Origin of the sequence: Serratia sp. CY56464, from assembly GCF_052168435.1 — a bacterium.
GTDB classification, from domain to species: Bacteria; Pseudomonadota; Gammaproteobacteria; order Enterobacterales; family Enterobacteriaceae; genus Serratia; species Serratia marcescens.
On sequence record NZ_JBJNMV010000001.1, the window covers coordinates 1,830,196 to 1,846,184 of the forward strand.

Sequence of the window (15,989 nt, forward strand, 5' to 3'; positions counted from 1 at the left end):
TACCTGATTAATAAGCGAAGCTATTCAGAACAGGTTATTGCCTGGTAAAAACGTGCAGGCATTGTGTATAACACGATCCCCGGCATCGCCGTTCAGCACGCCGGGGATGACGTCAGTCAGCGTACCCAACAGGCCGACCATGCCACCCGATGCCTTTTCCGCCATGTTGTTGTATTCCATCAGTGGCCCGAGAATACCCGACCGATCCAGACCTTCGAGCACCAGGTTTTGAGGCGTCATCTCCACCTCTTTGCCGTTGGCCGCCTGTTTCAATGCATATGTCATGGCGCTGGCTTATCTTTGCAGCCCCGGCAAGGCGAGCTGCTGACTCTGTCGAAATCTCAGCTGTTGCCGGAGGGGATTTTTATCAAGCAGGGAAAAACAGGCAAGAAACAGATCAAGGCATAACAGGCCGGCTTAAAGTGGCGATTGATCTCGCCGCCAGCCTGCCGCTAAAGGATGGTGTAGTGAGCATGTACGTTCTACAGCAGCCTCGGGGGCACCGGTATACGAGTGATGCCGCTGGCAGGCCGCCAGTGAGCGATCTGCCGCCGAGCTCCCAGAGCTGAGTTTTGATTTCACTTTCCATGCTCTTAAAGCCAACGGCATTTCTGATCTGGAAGGCTCACTCACCGAGAAACAGGCGATTTCAGGGCACAAGAGCATCAGCTAAACAGCAAGATACGACAGAAAAACCAAGATTGTGCCGGTGGTCGGCGGGCAGCAATTATTCAGTGCGCGCGCATAGAGTAAAATTGATGTTAGGAATGGGAGTGCAAAAACAAAAAAACCGCCTCTCGGCGGTCTACGACATTACTACTTATTGCTTTGATTATTCGGTATTTTCGTTCCCTGGTACCCGGGGCGGGACTTGAACCCGCACAGCCATAAGCCGAGGGATTTTAAATCCCTTGTGTCTACCGATTTCACCACCCGGGCTCGGGAAAGTTGGAGGCGCGTTCCGGAGTCGAACCGGACTGGACGGATTTGCAATCCGCTACATAACCGCTTTGTTAACGCGCCTTTATTCTGTTTGCCTTTTCAGGCCAAAGCCGGTGATTCACCCACTTCGTTTTGTTCTTTTTAACTGCGATGTTGAAATCGCATATCTTAATCATCTGATTCTTAAGTAATTTATTTCGTTACCGCCGAATCGATGGACTGCATTATGGACTAAACCCCCCACCTTGGCAACCCCCCGAAATAGCAAAAAGTTCTCTAACGCTTTCAACTGCTTATTTTGTGGGCGCACTGTTCACAATGCCAACGGAAAGGCAAGCGGAATGTTGATTTTATATGCATCGGCTCGGGGATTCACGGGCAAATCGGATCTTTTTTCTCGACATGAATCGCTTACGCACCTCTCTCCGGCTTTTCACCTGCTTATGATGATGGGATATCATGCAAAACATCATCATGGGAGACATCGCGCAATCTCCGCCGCCCTGAACGGCCAACGTAACTGCAAAGCTGGAGACTGACGTCAGGTTTTCCAGCGCACGATGGGTCGGCATCAATCCCCCCACAAAGCACCGGCACGATGCCCAATCAAATGTGCCTGTTTTCGCCGTTTAACGGGGCATCCTACGGCAGGAAAACGACAGGAGAGATAGGGACAATAGTCGATGCAGGAAGATGCAGACAGGTTTCGCCGGACGGCAAAGGAATAAAAAACGAAAAAGGGGCCGAAGCCCCTTTCTCTTACCTGCCGAATCGCGGGGATCCAACAGGCCAATATTTGGAGCGGGAAACGAGGCTCGAACTCGCGACCTCAACCTTGGCAAGGTTGCGCTCTACCAACTGAGCTATTCCCGCGTTACCAGAACTGACTGATTTCTTTGCCATCTTTCGGCAATTCATCGTTGTCGTCTGATGCGATGCATTCTACTTACCTGACGTGATGAGTCAATAAAATTGTTGGCTCACCACGATCGTTTGCCGATTTTTGCAGCGTATCGATCACGGTTCCAGCAGATCGTTGCGTGCCGCGTTCAAATATTGGAACATCGACCAGAAAGTCAGCACCGCTGCGATATACAATAAGCCAATCGCCACATACTCTACGGAGCGATCCGGCCGCCACAGCAAGCCCACCAGTGACATCATCTGCGCCATGGTTTTCACTTTGCCGATCCACGACACCGCCACGCTGCTGCGTTTGCCAATTTCCGCCATCCACTCGCGCAGCGACGAAATGATGATTTCACGGGCGATCATGGTGGCCGCCGGCAGCGTGATCCACCAGCTGTGGTAGTGCTCCGCCACCAGCACCAGCGCCACCGCCACCATCACTTTATCCGCGACCGGATCCAAAAACGCTCCGAAGCGCGTCGTTTGTTTCCAGCGACGTGCCAGGAAGCCGTCAAACCAGTCGGTGACGGCGGCAAACACAAAGATAACGGCGCAAACCATCGGAGCCCAGTTGAACGGCAGATAAAACGCCAGCACAAAGAATGGGATCAGAACTACGCGAAACAGGGTAAGCCAAGTCGGTATATTCAATTGCATAATGCTACGGTAACTATCTGGCTAGAGTGGAAATTAAGAGTATGTTGCTACATTGCCCTCAGTGTTTCAATGCATTGTAGATCTTTTCTGCCAATGCTTGTGAAATACCCGGCACTTTTGCAATTTCCTCCACGCTGGCGTTCAACAAAGGTTGCAGTCCGCCCATATACTTCAACAGCACCTGGCGCCGTTTCGGCCCTACGCCTTCAATCAGCTCCAATGCGCTGGTATTTCTGACTTTCGCCCTTCTCTGCCGGTGACCGGTAATGGCATGATTGTGCGAATCGTCGCGGATGTGTTGGATCACATGCAGCGCCGGCGAATCCGGCGGCAGAGAAATCCCTTCACCTTCCGGGACGAAGAACAACGTTTCCAACCCTGCCTTGCGGTCGGCACCTTTGGCGATGCCGATCAGCAGCGGCTTATTCTTGTCCCAGGTAACATTCAGCGATTTGAATACGTCGATCGCCATGCCGAGCTGCCCTTTACCGCCGTCGATAAAGATGACATCCGGGATCTTTTTCTCTTCCAGCGCTTTGCCGTAACGGCGCTTCAGCACCTGCGTCATCGCCGCGTAGTCATCGCCAGGAGTGATGCCGCTGATATTGTAACGCCGATACTCCGCTCGCACGGGGCCGTTTCCGTCGAACACCACGCACGAAGCCACGGTCTGCTCACCCATGGTATGGCTGATATCGAAGCACTCCATACGGTTGATTTCCGTCAGGTTCAGCACTTTGGCCAACTCCGCCAGCCGCTGATGGATCGTCGACTGTTGCGAAAGCTTGGTGGTCAACGCCGTTGCCGCGTTGGTGCGCGCCAGTTTCAGATAACGGGCACGATCGCCGCGCGGTTTGCTTTGGATTTGGATCTTGCGCCCCGCCAACTCGGAAAGCGATTCCGCAAGCAGGTCTTTTTCCGGCAGGCTGAAATCCAGCAGGATCTCGCCGGGCAGCGTACGCGCCTGGCTGCCTTGCAGATAGAACTGGCCGACAAAGGTCTGCACCACCTCGCCCATATCCGTGCCGCCCGGCACTTTAGGGAAATAGCTGCGGCTGCCCAGCACCTTGCCCTGACGGATGAACAGCACGTGCAGGCACGCCATACCGGCATCGAACGCCACGCCGATCACGTCCAGATCGTCGCTGTCGCCCGACACGAACTGCCGTTCGGTGACGCGGCGCACGGCCTGAATTTGATCGCGAATGCGCGCCGCCTCTTCGAAATTAAGCAGTTTGCTGGCTTCTTCCATACGCTCAATCAGCTGGTGCAATACCTGCTGATCTTTGCCAGAAAGAAACAGCCGCACGTAGTCCACCTGCTGCCGGTACTCTTCTTCGCTCACCAGGCCGGCAACACAAGGCCCCAGACAGCGGCCGATCTGATACTGCAGGCAAGGACGCGAACGGTTGCGATACACGCTGTTTTCGCACTGGCGGATTGGGAACAGCTTCTGCAGCAGCGCCAGCGTTTCGCGCACGGCGTAAGAGTTGGGGAAAGGCCCGAAGTATTCGCCTTTGGCGTGTTTGGCGCCGCGATGCACCGCCAAACGGGGATGGGTATCCGCACTGAGAAAAATCAGCGGATAAGATTTATCGTCTCGCAAAAGAACATTATATCGCGGTTGGTACAATTTAATGTAGTTATGTTCCAACAACAGCGCTTCTGTCTCAGTATGGGTAACCGTTACGTCTATTTGCGCGATATTTTTAACCAGCGTCTCGGTTTTACGGCTGCTGACCTGCTGCCGAAAATAGCTGGCGAGACGCTTTTTCAGGTCTTTGGCTTTACCGACGTAGATCACCGTACCCGTGGCGTCGTACATACGGTAGACGCCGGGCTGGCTGGTGACGGTACTCAGGAAGGCTTTGGCATCAAAACGGTCATTCACTGCTTAACAACGTCTCCGCATTGAACAATCCATGTCGGATGGCCAGGTGAGTCAATTCAACGTCGCCGCTGATATTCAGTTTGCTGAACATGCGGTAACGGTAGCTGTTCACCGTTTTCGGGCTGAGACTCAGTTGCTCCGAGATCTCATTCACTTTTTTGCCTTTGGTGATCATCAACATGATCTGTAACTCGCGTTCAGACAAGCAGCTGAACGGCGTTTCAGCCTGCGGTTCCAACTGACTCAGGGCCATCTGCTGGGCGATATCAGACGCGATATAGCGCTGCCCGGCATGCACGGAACGCAAGGCGTTAATCACTTCCTGCGGCGCGGCGCCCTTGCTCAGGTAACCGGCGGCACCCGCCTGCATCACCTTCGCGGGCAAAGGATTTTCAGTATGGATGGTCAACATGATGACTTTGACGTCGGGTGCATAACGCACAATCTTGCGCGTGGCTTCCAGCCCGCCAATGCCCGGCATATTCATGTCCATCAGCACGATATCGACAGCGTTGCCACGGCACCATTTTACGGCGTCTTCACCGCACTGAGCCTCACCGACAACTTTTATACCTTTGATATCTTCAAGAATGCGTCGTATCCCTGCGCGCACCAGTTCGTGGTCATCAACAAGAAGAACGCTAATCAAGGAAAAATCTCCAAAAAAAGGGAGTAACGCAATCGGCCTCTGTTTTCGCCAGAGATATTACTTGTTTTTCAGACAAGAATGAACACAGATTAATACATACTTCCGAATAACTTTGCGGAGCAGAGCTGATTTTTCAATTTTAGCCGTCTATGCCGCCGATAAATCGTCACGTCGGAAAAGATCGGGCGACGAAAATAATTTCGTCGCGCTGCGTCTGACACAGGATAGCGCGACAATCATGCCGCGAGGGAGAAATCTGTGTAAGCAATCACGACATGAATAATATTAACACGGCTGTTGGCTGTTTGTAATCATTTGATATTTAAAGGCGTAACAAAATCCGCGGCTGACGCGGGTCTGGCAACCCACGGTCGAAACTATTATTCCCGGCAAACGTCGGTAAAATCGGCGCCTCCGCCCCCAATAATTATAATAACCCCGATTGTTCAACAATAACGTACCGGAAAAATACTTGTTAACCACCTCGAAATAACTTGCCGAGAGTAGATGATTCAGACAGGCAATGAGCGAACGTTGCCCACCTGCGTGACCTGAGCAAGCCCGGTGCAGATGGCAGACTCATGCTATGCTATACTCCGCGCCCAGTTAAATTCGCCGCCGCGCCAGGGGCTAATTTTTAGCCCGCGCGCGGTGCGCCAAAGCAGCTTGTATCAGGCTACGGCCTCAGAAAATCAGGAGAGAAAATGAGCAACGTTGATTTCACTACGTCTGCAAACCCGGAAATCTTGGCGACCGAAGTTGCCTGCCTCAAAGCTACGCTGACGCTGATCTTGAAGTCGATCGGCCAGGCCGACGCCGGGAAAGTCATCATCAACATGGAACGTTTCATCGCGCAGATTGAAGATCCGACCCAGGCAGAAATCTTCAAGAACAGCATTCAGCAAATCAAGCACGCTTACCGTCAGTAAGCGTTGCGCCCCAGACCCGCACTTCTTGTGGGTCTGCTTTTCACCACGCTACGCCACACCCCATTGATCTTGCACGTGCTTTCGGGCAGTGTGTTGACTTTCTCCCCCACACCCGAGACCGTTATGGGCATCCTTGTCAAAGCGCTGATCGGCGCGCTGGTCGTGGTTCTGATCGGCCTGTTAGCCAAAACGCGCAACTATTATATCGCCGGTTTAGTCCCGCTCTTTCCCACTTTCGCCCTGATTGCGCATTACATTGTCGGCAGCGAACGTTCAATTGCGGCACTGAAAACGACGCTGATTTTCGGCATGTGGGCGGTATTGCCCTACCTGGTGTATTTGATTTCGCTGTATTTCCTGATTAACAGTCTGCGGCTGTCGTTAGCGCTGGGTGCGGCGGTACTGTGCTGGATTGCGGCGGCGTGGCTATTAATTACGCTGTGGGGATGGTGGCAAGGGCATTAACGCCCTTGCCTGAGCTGTTACGGCCGCCCTGCCTGCAACACGAAGCCTCGCTGCCGATCGCCGGCGATGCGCAGATAGCGGCTTTCACCGGCGCGCAGCGTCATCGGCACGCTGCCGCTGGTTTCACGCCAAATACATAGAGAGTTCTCGATCATATCTTGCCCGATACTGACCGAAATATTGCCTGGCGGCACGCGAAACTCTGCTTTTTCTTTCGCCTCGAGTGAAGCGGCAAACTCCCCATTCACATAGACGCCGGTACGGCAGCTGCCCGCCAGCATGCCGCTGTCGCGCACCACGACCACCGTAGCGTAAGGCGTATCCGGGATATTCTGATAGAGCATCAGACGGCTTGGGGGGGGCAACTCAGCCTGTTGCGGCGGTACGGCTTGAGTCGCACACCCCGTCAGCAGTGCAGAGGCAAATAACAACGCGGCGTAATGCTTCATCCTTGGCTCCTGAAGAAAATAATGCTTATCGTAACAAGAGAATAGCTGTCTCCAGTAGCATTCATACCGCAGAGACGAAAAAATCGGATAACTTCCCACTCCTCTCACGAACCTGCAGGGATAAGAAGATTCTGCATTAAAGCCATTGAAATAAAGGCGATTCTTGCAGATTTAAAACTTGATCATGCCACGTTGGATATCTGCCGCAAAAGCACCACTGACGTAACTGAAACCATCCTGCGTGACATAAACCCGGGTATGACCGGTCTCTGATAACACCGCCACCATATATCCCAGGCTGATCATTTCATGGGACGGAACGTTCATCGGGGTTAGAAAACCGCGCCCACGGCACCACTGATAAAAGCGGGTTCGCCCATATCCCAACACGGCGCCAACATCGGAGAGGTGCTTAAAAGTATCATAATCCTCTGATGGTGAAGGTAAACCGTCATGACTTTCAGGCGTTTTCTTTATCCCAGACAAAATAAACTCCTTTTTTGACTCTGTCGCCTACGGTTATCCTTCCTCTAAAATGAATTTAAAAAATCCAAATTTAAAATGCAAATGAATTCCCTGTAACTAAAAAGCCTTCCCCAGAAAAAACCTGAAAACAAAACCCCAATAAAAAACAGAAATAAAAAAATAAGGTATTAATACCGAGAATTAAATCCTTGGCATGGGTAAATATCCTAAATAAAAATAATATTCATACCAGATAAGAAAATGCTTAGCTTGCATATTATTTCCCTCATCAAAACGATGCAATTGCGGTCGGATCATTGCGGCATAAAGAGAATGAATAAAATCAATGCCACATCGTCCAGCCCTCGCCGTGATGTCGCGGATCCTTACAGACTGCCCTCAATGCGCCACATCCTCTCTCAACGCGGCACTTCCTCAATCATACCTAAACAATAACCATTATCATTTCCAATTGTTCCGCCAGTTTATTACACTTTCCTACCTCGTCAGTTAGGAACATTCCTAGGCTGCGAGCCTCAGGATAGAGAAAGAGTTAGGGACACCATGAAGAATTGCCGTTGTTTGATTGTTTTGCCGTTATTGATGTTGACCGCCTGCACCCAATGGGAGAGGCCTGGCGCGGTTGAGAGTACCCGGAACGCCGAATATGCCGAATGCCGCAGCCGCGGATACGATCGCTTCCCCCCGGACGTGGTGCGGGACGTGGAGTTCAGCTACGAAAACAAATACATTCCTTGCGAGAAGAATAAGAAAGACTGTCCATCGGGATACCGCTACGACAAGGAACCGTCGATTAAAACAGTGCAGACCGATCGCAATCAGTCCGCCCGAGACGCCACCATCGAAGCCTGTATGTACGGCAAAGGCTGGCGGGAGAAAACCTACTATTGGCCGCAATGGTGATGTGGCGGCGTTTGCCTGAGGCGAAATGCCCGCAAACCCATTCAACCGTCGTCATCACATCGGCTCAGCCCCAGCGCAACCAGCGTTTCCGTCCTGACCGGCGTTAAAGGCACACGCGGCGACGGTAAAGGCCAGCTCAAAAGCTGCCTCGCCGCCGTTGCGCAGACTTTACCCTGGCATGCCCCCATGCCACAGCGGCTGCTCATCTTTGCCGTGTTCCAATCCGGCTGATGGCGTACCTGTTCCAACGTAACGTCTTCGCAGCGGCACAGTAACGTTTGCGGATTGGCCAGCGAATTCAAGCGCTCATCGAGCGCAAAAGCGGCCGCTGTCGCCGTGGCGAAACGCCGCCACCGCCGCCGCTGCGCCGCCAGGCGCTCTGCCTTTTCCCGCTGCCCGGTGGCGGCATAACCGGCAATGGCGCCTTCGGTGAGCGCCAATTCACTGCCGCCGACGCCGGTACACTCCCCGGCGGCATAAATTTGCGCTTGGCAGGTTTGCTGCCAATGATTCACCGCCACGGCGTCATGTTCTATCCGACACCCCAGCAGCATCGCCAACTCAATGTTCGCCACCAGACCAAAACCGCAGGCCAACCTGTCGCAGGCGATCGTTCTTTCCCGCCCGCCGTTATTGACACGCACCGAGGTTAAACGGTCTTGCCCCAACGCCGCCAGCACCCTGCTGCCGGCACGATAACGATGCGGCATCAAAGAAAACGCCTGACGCAGTTTGGCCGGCCAGCGCCACAAGCCGCCGGCAAACGCCGCCAACCGCCAAAGCGGCGCCTGCTCCGCCAACATGACCACCTCTCCGCCGGCCTGTTTCACGCTGTCGGCCACCGCCAACAGCAGCGGACCACTGCCGGCTATCACCACTCGCTCGCCGCGGATCGCCAATCCCTGCTTGATTTGCGCCTGTAGCCCACCGGCACCGGTCACCCCCGGCAGCGTCCAGCCGGGAAACGGCAACAACAGTTCACGCGCGCCATTGCATAAAATCAGCTTTTGATAGCGAATCACGCCACAGCCTTCAGCGTCTTCATATGCCAATCGGTTAGCGCCACACTGCGCCACCAGCTTGCAGCCGGACTGCCGTGCAATATTTTCCCGCGCCGCCACCGCCTGCCGATAGCGGTTCGCCGTTTCAGGCAACGCCGCCTGCGGTCCATCGCGCCAGATTTGCCCGCCGGGATGCGGATTATCATCAATCATTCGCACCTGGCCACCACTTTCCGCAGCGGCCAGCGCCGCCGCCATGCCGGCCGGCCCAGCGCCGACGATCAGCACCTCACAGTCGAAGTTACTCATCATCGCTCCTCTCTATGCGCATGCCGGCTTGGCACAGCGTTTGGCACGCCAGGCGACGCAGACCGTTAATGGTCACCCGGCACTCCTGACAAACGCCCATGCCGCAAAAGGGAGCGCGCGGTTGGTGTGAAACAGATAACCGACAACGATCGTCGCCGCACAGGCTGAGCGCCGCAGCAACGCTGAGACCAACCGGCACCTGTCGGTGTTCTCCATCGATGCTCAACGCGATCGTATTTTGTCTTTCATTCATACAGGCAACTCCTCGGCGGCAAACGCCCGCGCAGCCAAATACGGGGAATCGTCAATCTCCGGCGTTTGCCGGCCAATCTGCGCAGTAATCAGCGCAGCGCTGCCGAGTGCAGTCGTGACGCCCAATCCCTCATGCCCCAGAGCCAGCCACAACCAGGAATGCCGCGGATGCACGCCCAACAGCGGCAGCCCGTCGGCAGAGGCGGCGCGCAACCCTGTCCAGCAGCGAATGATGTTCATCTGCGCCAGTGCAGGCAAGAAATGCTGCGCACGCGTAAGCATTGCCGCCAACAGCGGCATGTCCAACGCCGAATCGACGGCGTCGAACTGGCGGGAAGAGCCGATCAGCCATTGTCCGGTGGGCCGCGCCTGCACATTGAAAGCCACCGACGTGCCGTTGCTGGCATGCGCGCTGGCGCCATACCCCAGCTCCACCAGTTGATGCCGCACCCGCGGCGGGTAGCGATCGGTGATCGCCAGTTGGCCCTTCTTGGCGTGAAGCAAAGTCTGTGGCAATAGGTTATTGGCCCTAAGGCCGCAGGCCAGGACCACCACCGGCGCGACCAGACGTCTGCCGTCCGTCAGCCGCACGGCTTCCTCCTCCAACGCTGTCGCTTCACCATGCACCACGTCAATTGCCGCACCACCGTCGGCCAACAGCCAGCGAGCCGCGAGCGGCGCATACACAATGCCGTCGCCCGGCACCCGCAGTCCGCCGGCCAGGCCATGCCGCAGCATCGGCTCCATGACGGCGATCTGCTCCGCCGCCAGCAGTTCCGCGGCTACGCCCTGCTCCGCCAGCCGCGCCCGCTTTTGCTCGGCGATGGCCATTTCATCCGCTTGATCCGCCAACCACAGCGTACCGCAACCGCGCCAGGCGCAGGCTTCCGGCATGCGCCCCGTCACTTCGCGCCACAACCGCAGCGAATAAGCGCTTAACGCCAGCTCGGCAGGATTATCGTCCATGCAAACCAGGTGCCCCATACCGGCTGCGGTGGCGCCGGCGCGGCGGTCGTCCACCACCGAGACACGATACCCTTCCCGCGCCAGCCGCCAGGCGCAAGCGGCGCCGATGATACCGGCGCCGACCACGATGACATCGGCTCCCCGCTCGGCGCCCATCAGCGTATTCCCCAGACGAAGGGATCGCGTTCGTCGAGCAACAGTTGGCTATCGGCGCACACATAGGCCTGCCCGCGAATAAAGGGGGCAATGCGATCGCCGTTCCAACGATAATAGGCCTGGAATTCGCTGCCGATCACGCTGGCCTGCCGCCACTGCGTGTCCGGCGGCAGTTTGCCGTCCGCCGCCAGACACGCCAGTTTGGCGCTGGTGCCGGTACCGCACGGGGAACGGTCATAGGCTTTGCCGGGACACAGCACGAAGCTGCGGCTGTCGGCCTGCGGATCGTCACCGAACAGTTCGATATGGTCTATAGCGCCGCCGTCTTCACCGCGGATGCCCGCCTGTTCCAACGTCTGCCGCACCGCCCAGGTGAACGCGGTCAACGCCTCCAGATTGTGTTTATCAATGAGCAACGGTGACTCGCCGATCAGGAAGAACCAGTTGCCCCCCCAGGCGATGTCGCCCGTCACCGGCCCGTGACCGGCAACCTCAATCCGCACCTGGCGGCGGTAACGATAAGCCGCCACATTCTCCACCGTGACGCTGCCGTCATCATGCAGCGTGGCGCTTACCGGGCCGACCGGGGTCTCGATCAGATGGCGCCCGGCGTGGATGCGCCCCAGATGAGCCAGCGAAGCGACCAGCCCGATGGTGCCGTGCCCGCACATGCCCAGATAGCCGCTGTTGTTAAAGAAGATCACCCCGGCGGTGGCCTGTGGCGAGCAGGGGCGGCACAGCAACGCCCCCACCAGCACGTCATTGCCACGCGGTTCGAGCATCACCGCGCAGCGCCAATCGTCATAATGTTGTGCGAAACGCGCCCGCCGTTCCGCCATGTTACCCTCGCCAAGATCGGGAAAACCTTCCACGATCAGGCGGGTCGGCTCTCCGCCGGTATGAGAATCGATCGCCCGCAAAGCGGTGATATGCGCAGAAAGTGCCATCGGCGTCTCCTGGGTTAATGAGATGTTACCAATAGCATTAGCCTGAACGAATGTGAGCATGACGGCTTGATGCGTTTCGGCGCAGCGAATGAAGAAATCAGCACAGTGACAAAAGTCGGGACTGACGCGCCGCGGGTATGAACTTAACGATTGTCATAATAATAACTTATTTATCATATTGTTATTTCCATGCTAAACCCTTGCCTAGCGAGAAACGCCGCAGTTTTCAAGCAACCGCCAAACACCGTCCGGCAAAAGTATGCGGCAATCCGCATATTTGGCAGCCCGCCGGAAATAGCGCTTGCTTCGTTACAAAAAAGTTAATATTGATGCGAAAGCGCCAACCTGGCCCGCCTGTTTTTCCGGCTAACGACCGAAAAGGGACTGCTATGCGATCCACTTCAGACTACCCGCCTCCGGTTTCTCTCTCGCCGCCTTCGCTTGTGGGGCTGCCGGAGCAGGAGGACGTTTTTGCCGTCGAACATCTGTCGCGCCTGTGCGACGGACTGGCGCAGCAGCGCCCGAACAATCTGCGCGATCTGCTGAATACGCTGGCGCTGATCGCGCCGTTGCTGAACGCGATTCCCAACGTCGTGTTCTTTATCAAAGACGCCCAGGCTCGCTACCTGCTGGCCAACCTGACGCTGGCCAGGCGCTGCGGTTTCAAAACCGTCACGCCGCTGCTGGGTAAAACCTCCGCCGACGTTTTTCCCGCTCAGCTCGGATCCGGCTATACCGAGCAGGATCTGCGGGTATTGCGCCACGGCGTGCTGATCCAGGATCAGCTGGAAATGCACCTGTACAACGGCCGAGAAACCGGCTGGTGTCTGACGCAAAAGCTGGCGCTGTATGACGCGCAGGGAAAAATCATCGGTATGGCGGGTATTTCTCACGATCTGCAGGAGGCCAGAGCCAATCACCCGGCCTACCAGCGGCTGGCGGCGATCGACGTGCATATCCGCCGCCACTACGCCCGACCGATCGCGCTTGAAGAGCTGACGGCGCTGACCGGGTTATCGGTGGCGCAGATCGAACGCTACTGCAAACGTATCTTCCACCTCACCCCGCGCCAGATGATCCACAAAGTGCGGCTGGAAAAGGCCACGGAACTCCTGGCCGGCGATCTGCCGATCACGGACATCGCGCTGCAGTGCGGCTATACCGATCACAGCGCCTTCAGCCGTCAGTTCAAAGCGATGACCGGCTCCACGCCACGCGATTTTCGCCTGACGCTTTCCGCTTAACGCGCTGATTTACCCCGTTAACCTTCTCTTCTCACGGCGTACCGACGCCCGATTTTTCACGCCCGTTTTCCGCCGCTATTGTGCCAATTTCGTCGCGGCAATCGGCGAAAAGCGTCAAGCCTCCCTGCGCAATACCGGTCAATCTGTCGGTGAGCCTTACCAAAGATTCACTTTTCATTAACACTTTCGGACGACAGGACAACACGATGAGCCATAAAACCATAAGCTGGAGCGGCGTATTCCCGGCGGTGACGACCCAATTTCGCAACGATTTCTCTCTGGATCTCGACGCCACCCATACGGTGATCAAAAACCTGGTGCGCGACGGCGTCTCCGGCCTGGTGGTGTGCGGCACCGTCGGTGAAAATACTTCGATGACGGTGCAGGAAAAACTGGCGGTGATCGAAGTGGCGAAAGACGCCGCCGACGGTAAAGTGCCGGTGATCGCCGGCATCGCCGAGTTCACCACCGCCTTCGCGCAGAACATGGCGCGTGAAGCGCAAAAGGCTGGCGTCGACGGGATTATGGTGATGCCGGCGCTGGTCTACTCCGCCAAACCGCACGAAACCGCCGCGCACTTCCGCAGCGTCGCTGGCGCGACCGATCTGCCGATAATGGTCTACAACAACCCTCCCATTTACAAAAATGACGTCACGCCCGACATTCTGACCTCGCTGGTCGACTGCGAGAACATCGTGTGCTTCAAAGACTCGTCGGGCGATACCCGCCGCTTTATCGACCTGCGCAATGAAGTCGGCGATCGCTTCGTGCTGTTCGCCGGGTTGGACGATGTGGTGCTGGAAAGCATCGCCGTCGGCGCGCAAGGCTGGATCTCCGGCATGTCCAATGCCTTCCCGCGCGAAGGGGAAACCCTGTTCCGGCTAGCGAAGGAAAAACGCTATGAGGAAGCGTTGGCGCTATACAGCTGGTTTATGCCGCTACTGCACCTCGATGCCCGCCCCGATCTGGTGCAGTGCATCAAACTCTGCGAACAGCGGGTCGGCCGCGGCAGCGCTGTCACTCGCCCTCCACGCCTGGCGCTGCAGGGAGAAACGCTCACCGAGATCAACGCCGTGATCGATAAAGCGCTGGCCACCCGCCCTGCGCTGCCGAACGTCGGCCTGTGACGCCTTCATCGCCCGGCCATGCCGGGCGTCATGCTTTATCTACCGGGGGAAACGATGCCCAACGATCGCTACGCCGCCATCAGCGGCCAACAATTTATCGGCGGCCAGCGCCGCGCCGAAGGGGAAGCGTCGCTGTTTAGCCTGCGCGCCGACGACGGTCAGCCAACCGGCTACCGCTTCCACCAGGCCACGGCGGCAGAAACCGCCGCCGCCGCAGAAGCCGCCGCCGCGGCCTTTGCGCCCTATTCGCAACTCAGTGCAGAACAACGCGCGAACTTTCTCGACGCCATCGCCGAAGAGTTAGACGCATTGGATGATGTTTTCTTCGCCTTCGCCATGCAGGAAACGGCTTTGCCGCCTGCGCGGTTGAGCGGCGAACGCGCCAGAACCAGCGGCCAGATGCGGCTGTTCGCCACGCTGCTGCGGCGCGGCGACGTCGAGGGGGTGCGCATCGACTGCGCGCTGCCGCAGCGTTCCCCCCTGCCGCGCCCCGATCTGCGTCAATACCGCACGGCGCTCGGCCCGGTGGCGGTATTCGGCGCCAGCAACTTCCCGCTGGCGTTTTCCACCGCGGGCGGTGATACCGCCGCCGCGCTCGCCGCCGGCTGCCCGGTCGTGTTCAAGGCGCACAGCGGCCATATGATCACCGCCGAGCTGACCGCTCAGGCGATCGAGCGCGCTCGGGAACGCACAAGGATGCCCGCCGGCGTCTTCAACATGATCTTCGGCAACCGCGTGGGGGCTGATTTGGTACAACATCCGGCGATTCAGGCAGTGGGATTCACCGGCTCGCTGCAAGGCGGCCGAGCGCTGTTCGATCTGGCAATGCAACGCCCTCAACCTATCCCGGTCTTTGCAGAAATGTCGAGCATCAATCCGGTAGTGATCCTGCCCAAGGCGTTGGCGCGGCGCGGACAGCACATTGCGCAGGAGCTGGTCTCTTCCTTCACACTCGGCTGCGGTCAGTTCTGCACCAAGCCCGGCGTGATCGTCGCGCTGCGCGGCGCCGCCTTGGATCGGTTAACCGAAACGATGAGTGCCCTGGTCAACGCCGCCGAGCCGCAGCCGATGCTGAATGCCGGCACCCTGGAGCACTACCGTCACGGGCTGGCGGCCCTTGATGCCCACCCGGGTATGCGGCGGCTGGCAGGCCGAAGCGAAACGCCCGCTCTTCGGGCGGCGGCGCAGCTTTATCAGGCGGAGGAGGCGCTGTTGCTGCAGGCTGACCCGCTGCTGCAACAGGAGGTCTTCGGCCCGGTCAGCATCCTGGTGGCGGTGGATAACGAAACGCAGCTGCATGCGGCGCTAACGGCATTGCAAGGCCAGTTGACCGCCACGCTGCTGGCGGACGACGACGATCTCGATGTGGCCGCCGGTTTGACGACACTGTTGGCGCGCAAAGCCGGTCGGGTGCTGTTCAACGGGTATCCGACCGGGGTGGAAGTGTGCGACGCCATGGTGCACGGCGGCCCTTACCCGGCGACCAGCGACGCACGCGGCACCTCGGTAGGCACTCTGGCCATCGAGCGTTTCCTGCGGCCGGTCTGTTTGCAAAACACCCCTGCGGCGCTGTTGCCGCCGGCGCTGCAGGACGCCAATCCGCTCAACCTGCTGCGACTGGTTAACGGCGTTTACACCCGAGATCCCCTGGTTTCACCTGCCCAACATTAGCTCGGCCGCATCTGCCTGCCACTCAATAACAAAAGG

Annotated in this window: 16 protein-coding genes, 3 tRNA genes and 1 pseudogene; 6 read left to right on the top strand and 14 right to left on the bottom strand. The window is 57.3% G+C overall.

Annotated elements, in window-relative coordinates:
• Positions 1-24 precede the first annotated feature (24 nt).
• From ACJ8KE_RS08955 to uvrY, 7 genes and pseudogenes are all read right to left on the bottom strand, one after another.
• Positions 25-288, bottom strand: a pseudogene (locus tag ACJ8KE_RS08955) (hypothetical protein); the annotation flags it as partial.
• A gap of 565 nt (positions 289-853) precedes the next feature.
• A tRNA-Leu gene (locus ACJ8KE_RS08960) sits at positions 854-939 on the bottom strand.
• Between the two features lie 10 nt (positions 940-949).
• Positions 950-1,023, bottom strand: a tRNA-Cys gene (locus ACJ8KE_RS08965).
• Between the two features lie 716 nt (positions 1,024-1,739).
• Positions 1,740-1,815, bottom strand: a tRNA-Gly gene (locus ACJ8KE_RS08970).
• Between the two features lie 144 nt (positions 1,816-1,959).
• On the bottom strand, positions 1,960-2,508 hold the full coding sequence (gene pgsA, locus ACJ8KE_RS08975; RefSeq protein WP_004927937.1) for a CDP-diacylglycerol--glycerol-3-phosphate 3-phosphatidyltransferase: 549 nt from the start codon (positions 2,506-2,508) through the stop codon (positions 1,960-1,962).
• Positions 2,509-2,566: 58 nt separating this feature from the next.
• A complete protein-coding gene (uvrC, locus tag ACJ8KE_RS08980; protein ID WP_004927940.1) occupies positions 2,567-4,399 on the bottom strand; it encodes an excinuclease ABC subunit UvrC in 1,833 nt (610 codons plus the stop codon).
• Entirely contained in the window at positions 4,392-5,048 is a 657-nt protein-coding gene (uvrY, locus tag ACJ8KE_RS08985; protein ID WP_004927947.1) for a UvrY/SirA/GacA family response regulator transcription factor, read from the bottom strand. The genes uvrC and uvrY overlap by 8 nt, the downstream gene beginning before the upstream one ends.
• A gap of 704 nt (positions 5,049-5,752) precedes the next feature.
• Between uvrY and ACJ8KE_RS08990 the strand changes: the two genes are divergently transcribed.
• Complete coding sequence (locus ACJ8KE_RS08990) at positions 5,753-5,977, top strand: DUF2594 family protein (protein ID WP_004927950.1); 225 nt, start codon at positions 5,753-5,755, stop codon at positions 5,975-5,977.
• 123 nt (positions 5,978-6,100) lie between these two features.
• Complete coding sequence (locus tag ACJ8KE_RS08995) at positions 6,101-6,442, top strand: GlpM family protein (protein WP_016928244.1); 342 nt, start codon at positions 6,101-6,103, stop codon at positions 6,440-6,442.
• A 17-nt stretch (positions 6,443-6,459) separates the two neighbouring features.
• Here the strand turns inward: ACJ8KE_RS08995 and ACJ8KE_RS09000 are convergent, their stop codons facing one another.
• Positions 6,460-6,891 (bottom strand): hypothetical protein, encoded by a 432-nt coding sequence (locus tag ACJ8KE_RS09000; protein ID WP_028128013.1) that lies wholly within the window; start codon positions 6,889-6,891, stop codon positions 6,460-6,462.
• Between the two features lie 171 nt (positions 6,892-7,062).
• Positions 7,063-7,377 carry a hypothetical protein gene (locus ACJ8KE_RS09005; protein WP_033633390.1) on the bottom strand — a complete coding sequence of 105 codons (315 nt, stop codon included), beginning with the start codon at positions 7,375-7,377 and terminating at the stop codon, positions 7,063-7,065.
• Positions 7,378-7,920: 543 nt separating this feature from the next.
• On the opposite strand from ACJ8KE_RS09005, the gene ACJ8KE_RS09010 reads away from it, so the two are divergent.
• Entirely contained in the window at positions 7,921-8,280 is a 360-nt protein-coding gene (locus ACJ8KE_RS09010) for a hypothetical protein (protein WP_004927961.1), read from the top strand.
• 41 nt (positions 8,281-8,321) lie between these two features.
• Here the strand turns inward: ACJ8KE_RS09010 and ACJ8KE_RS09015 are convergent, their stop codons facing one another.
• Genes ACJ8KE_RS09015 through ACJ8KE_RS09030 form a run of 4 tightly spaced genes read right to left on the bottom strand, consistent with a single transcriptional unit; the run spans position 8,322 to position 11,911 of the window.
• Positions 8,322-9,590, bottom strand: a complete 1,269-nt coding sequence (locus tag ACJ8KE_RS09015; RefSeq protein WP_016928247.1) for an FAD-dependent oxidoreductase — start codon at positions 9,588-9,590, stop codon at positions 8,322-8,324.
• Positions 9,583-9,843 (bottom strand): (2Fe-2S)-binding protein, encoded by a 261-nt coding sequence (locus tag ACJ8KE_RS09020; RefSeq protein WP_071525942.1) that lies wholly within the window; start codon positions 9,841-9,843, stop codon positions 9,583-9,585. Before ACJ8KE_RS09020 ends, ACJ8KE_RS09015 begins: the two co-directional genes overlap by 8 nt.
• Positions 9,840-10,964, bottom strand: a complete 1,125-nt coding sequence (locus tag ACJ8KE_RS09025) for an NAD(P)/FAD-dependent oxidoreductase (RefSeq protein ID WP_097102379.1) — start codon at positions 10,962-10,964, stop codon at positions 9,840-9,842. Before ACJ8KE_RS09025 ends, ACJ8KE_RS09020 begins: the two co-directional genes overlap by 4 nt.
• Positions 10,964-11,911, bottom strand: a complete 948-nt coding sequence (locus ACJ8KE_RS09030) for a 4-hydroxyproline epimerase (RefSeq protein ID WP_049300482.1) — start codon at positions 11,909-11,911, stop codon at positions 10,964-10,966. Before ACJ8KE_RS09030 ends, ACJ8KE_RS09025 begins: the two co-directional genes overlap by 1 nt.
• Before the next feature lie 389 nt (positions 11,912-12,300).
• Here ACJ8KE_RS09030 and ACJ8KE_RS09035 point away from each other — a divergent pair, with 389 nt between their 5' ends.
• Positions 12,301-13,155, top strand: a complete 855-nt coding sequence (locus tag ACJ8KE_RS09035) for an AraC family transcriptional regulator (RefSeq protein ID WP_031300114.1) — start codon at positions 12,301-12,303, stop codon at positions 13,153-13,155.
• 31 nt (positions 13,156-13,186) lie between these two features.
• Here the strand turns inward: ACJ8KE_RS09035 and ACJ8KE_RS09040 are convergent, their stop codons facing one another.
• Positions 13,187-13,333, bottom strand: a complete 147-nt coding sequence (locus tag ACJ8KE_RS09040) for a hypothetical protein (protein ID WP_153303148.1) — start codon at positions 13,331-13,333, stop codon at positions 13,187-13,189.
• Between the two features lie 28 nt (positions 13,334-13,361).
• On the opposite strand from ACJ8KE_RS09040, the gene ACJ8KE_RS09045 reads away from it, so the two are divergent.
• Together ACJ8KE_RS09045 and ACJ8KE_RS09050 are read left to right on the top strand one after the other, a co-directional pair.
• A complete protein-coding gene (locus ACJ8KE_RS09045; protein ID WP_016928251.1) occupies positions 13,362-14,282 on the top strand; it encodes a dihydrodipicolinate synthase family protein in 921 nt (306 codons plus the stop codon).
• 54 nt (positions 14,283-14,336) lie between these two features.
• Positions 14,337-15,953, top strand: coding sequence for an aldehyde dehydrogenase (NADP(+)) (locus ACJ8KE_RS09050; protein WP_079449420.1), 1,617 nt, complete (start codon positions 14,337-14,339; stop codon positions 15,951-15,953).
• Positions 15,954-15,989: the final 36 nt, after the last annotated feature.

Bases quoted from the DNA above. Each gene is read 5' to 3' on its own strand.
- pgsA (WP_004927937.1), bottom strand. From the start codon at position 2,508: ATGCAATTGAATATACCGACTTGGCTTACCCTGTTTCGCGTAGTTCTG.
- ACJ8KE_RS08990 (WP_004927950.1), top strand. From the start codon at position 5,753: ATGAGCAACGTTGATTTCACTACGTCTGCAAACCCGGAAATCTTGGCG.
- ACJ8KE_RS08995 (WP_016928244.1), top strand. From the start codon at position 6,101: ATGGGCATCCTTGTCAAAGCGCTGATCGGCGCGCTGGTCGTGGTTCTG.
- ACJ8KE_RS09000 (WP_028128013.1), bottom strand. From the start codon at position 6,891: ATGAAGCATTACGCCGCGTTGTTATTTGCCTCTGCACTGCTGACGGGG.
- ACJ8KE_RS09010 (WP_004927961.1), top strand. From the start codon at position 7,921: ATGAAGAATTGCCGTTGTTTGATTGTTTTGCCGTTATTGATGTTGACC.
- ACJ8KE_RS09015 (WP_016928247.1), bottom strand. From the start codon at position 9,590: ATGAGTAACTTCGACTGTGAGGTGCTGATCGTCGGCGCTGGGCCGGCC.
- ACJ8KE_RS09020 (WP_071525942.1), bottom strand. From the start codon at position 9,843: ATGAATGAAAGACAAAATACGATCGCGTTGAGCATCGATGGAGAACAC.
- ACJ8KE_RS09025 (WP_097102379.1), bottom strand. From the start codon at position 10,964: ATGGGCGCCGAGCGGGGAGCCGATGTCATCGTGGTCGGCGCCGGTATC.
- ACJ8KE_RS09030 (WP_049300482.1), bottom strand. From the start codon at position 11,911: ATGGCACTTTCTGCGCATATCACCGCTTTGCGGGCGATCGATTCTCAT.
- ACJ8KE_RS09035 (WP_031300114.1), top strand. From the start codon at position 12,301: ATGCGATCCACTTCAGACTACCCGCCTCCGGTTTCTCTCTCGCCGCCT.
- ACJ8KE_RS09040 (WP_153303148.1), bottom strand. From the start codon at position 13,333: ATGAAAAGTGAATCTTTGGTAAGGCTCACCGACAGATTGACCGGTATT.
- ACJ8KE_RS09045 (WP_016928251.1), top strand. From the start codon at position 13,362: ATGAGCCATAAAACCATAAGCTGGAGCGGCGTATTCCCGGCGGTGACG.
- ACJ8KE_RS09050 (WP_079449420.1), top strand. From the start codon at position 14,337: ATGCCCAACGATCGCTACGCCGCCATCAGCGGCCAACAATTTATCGGC.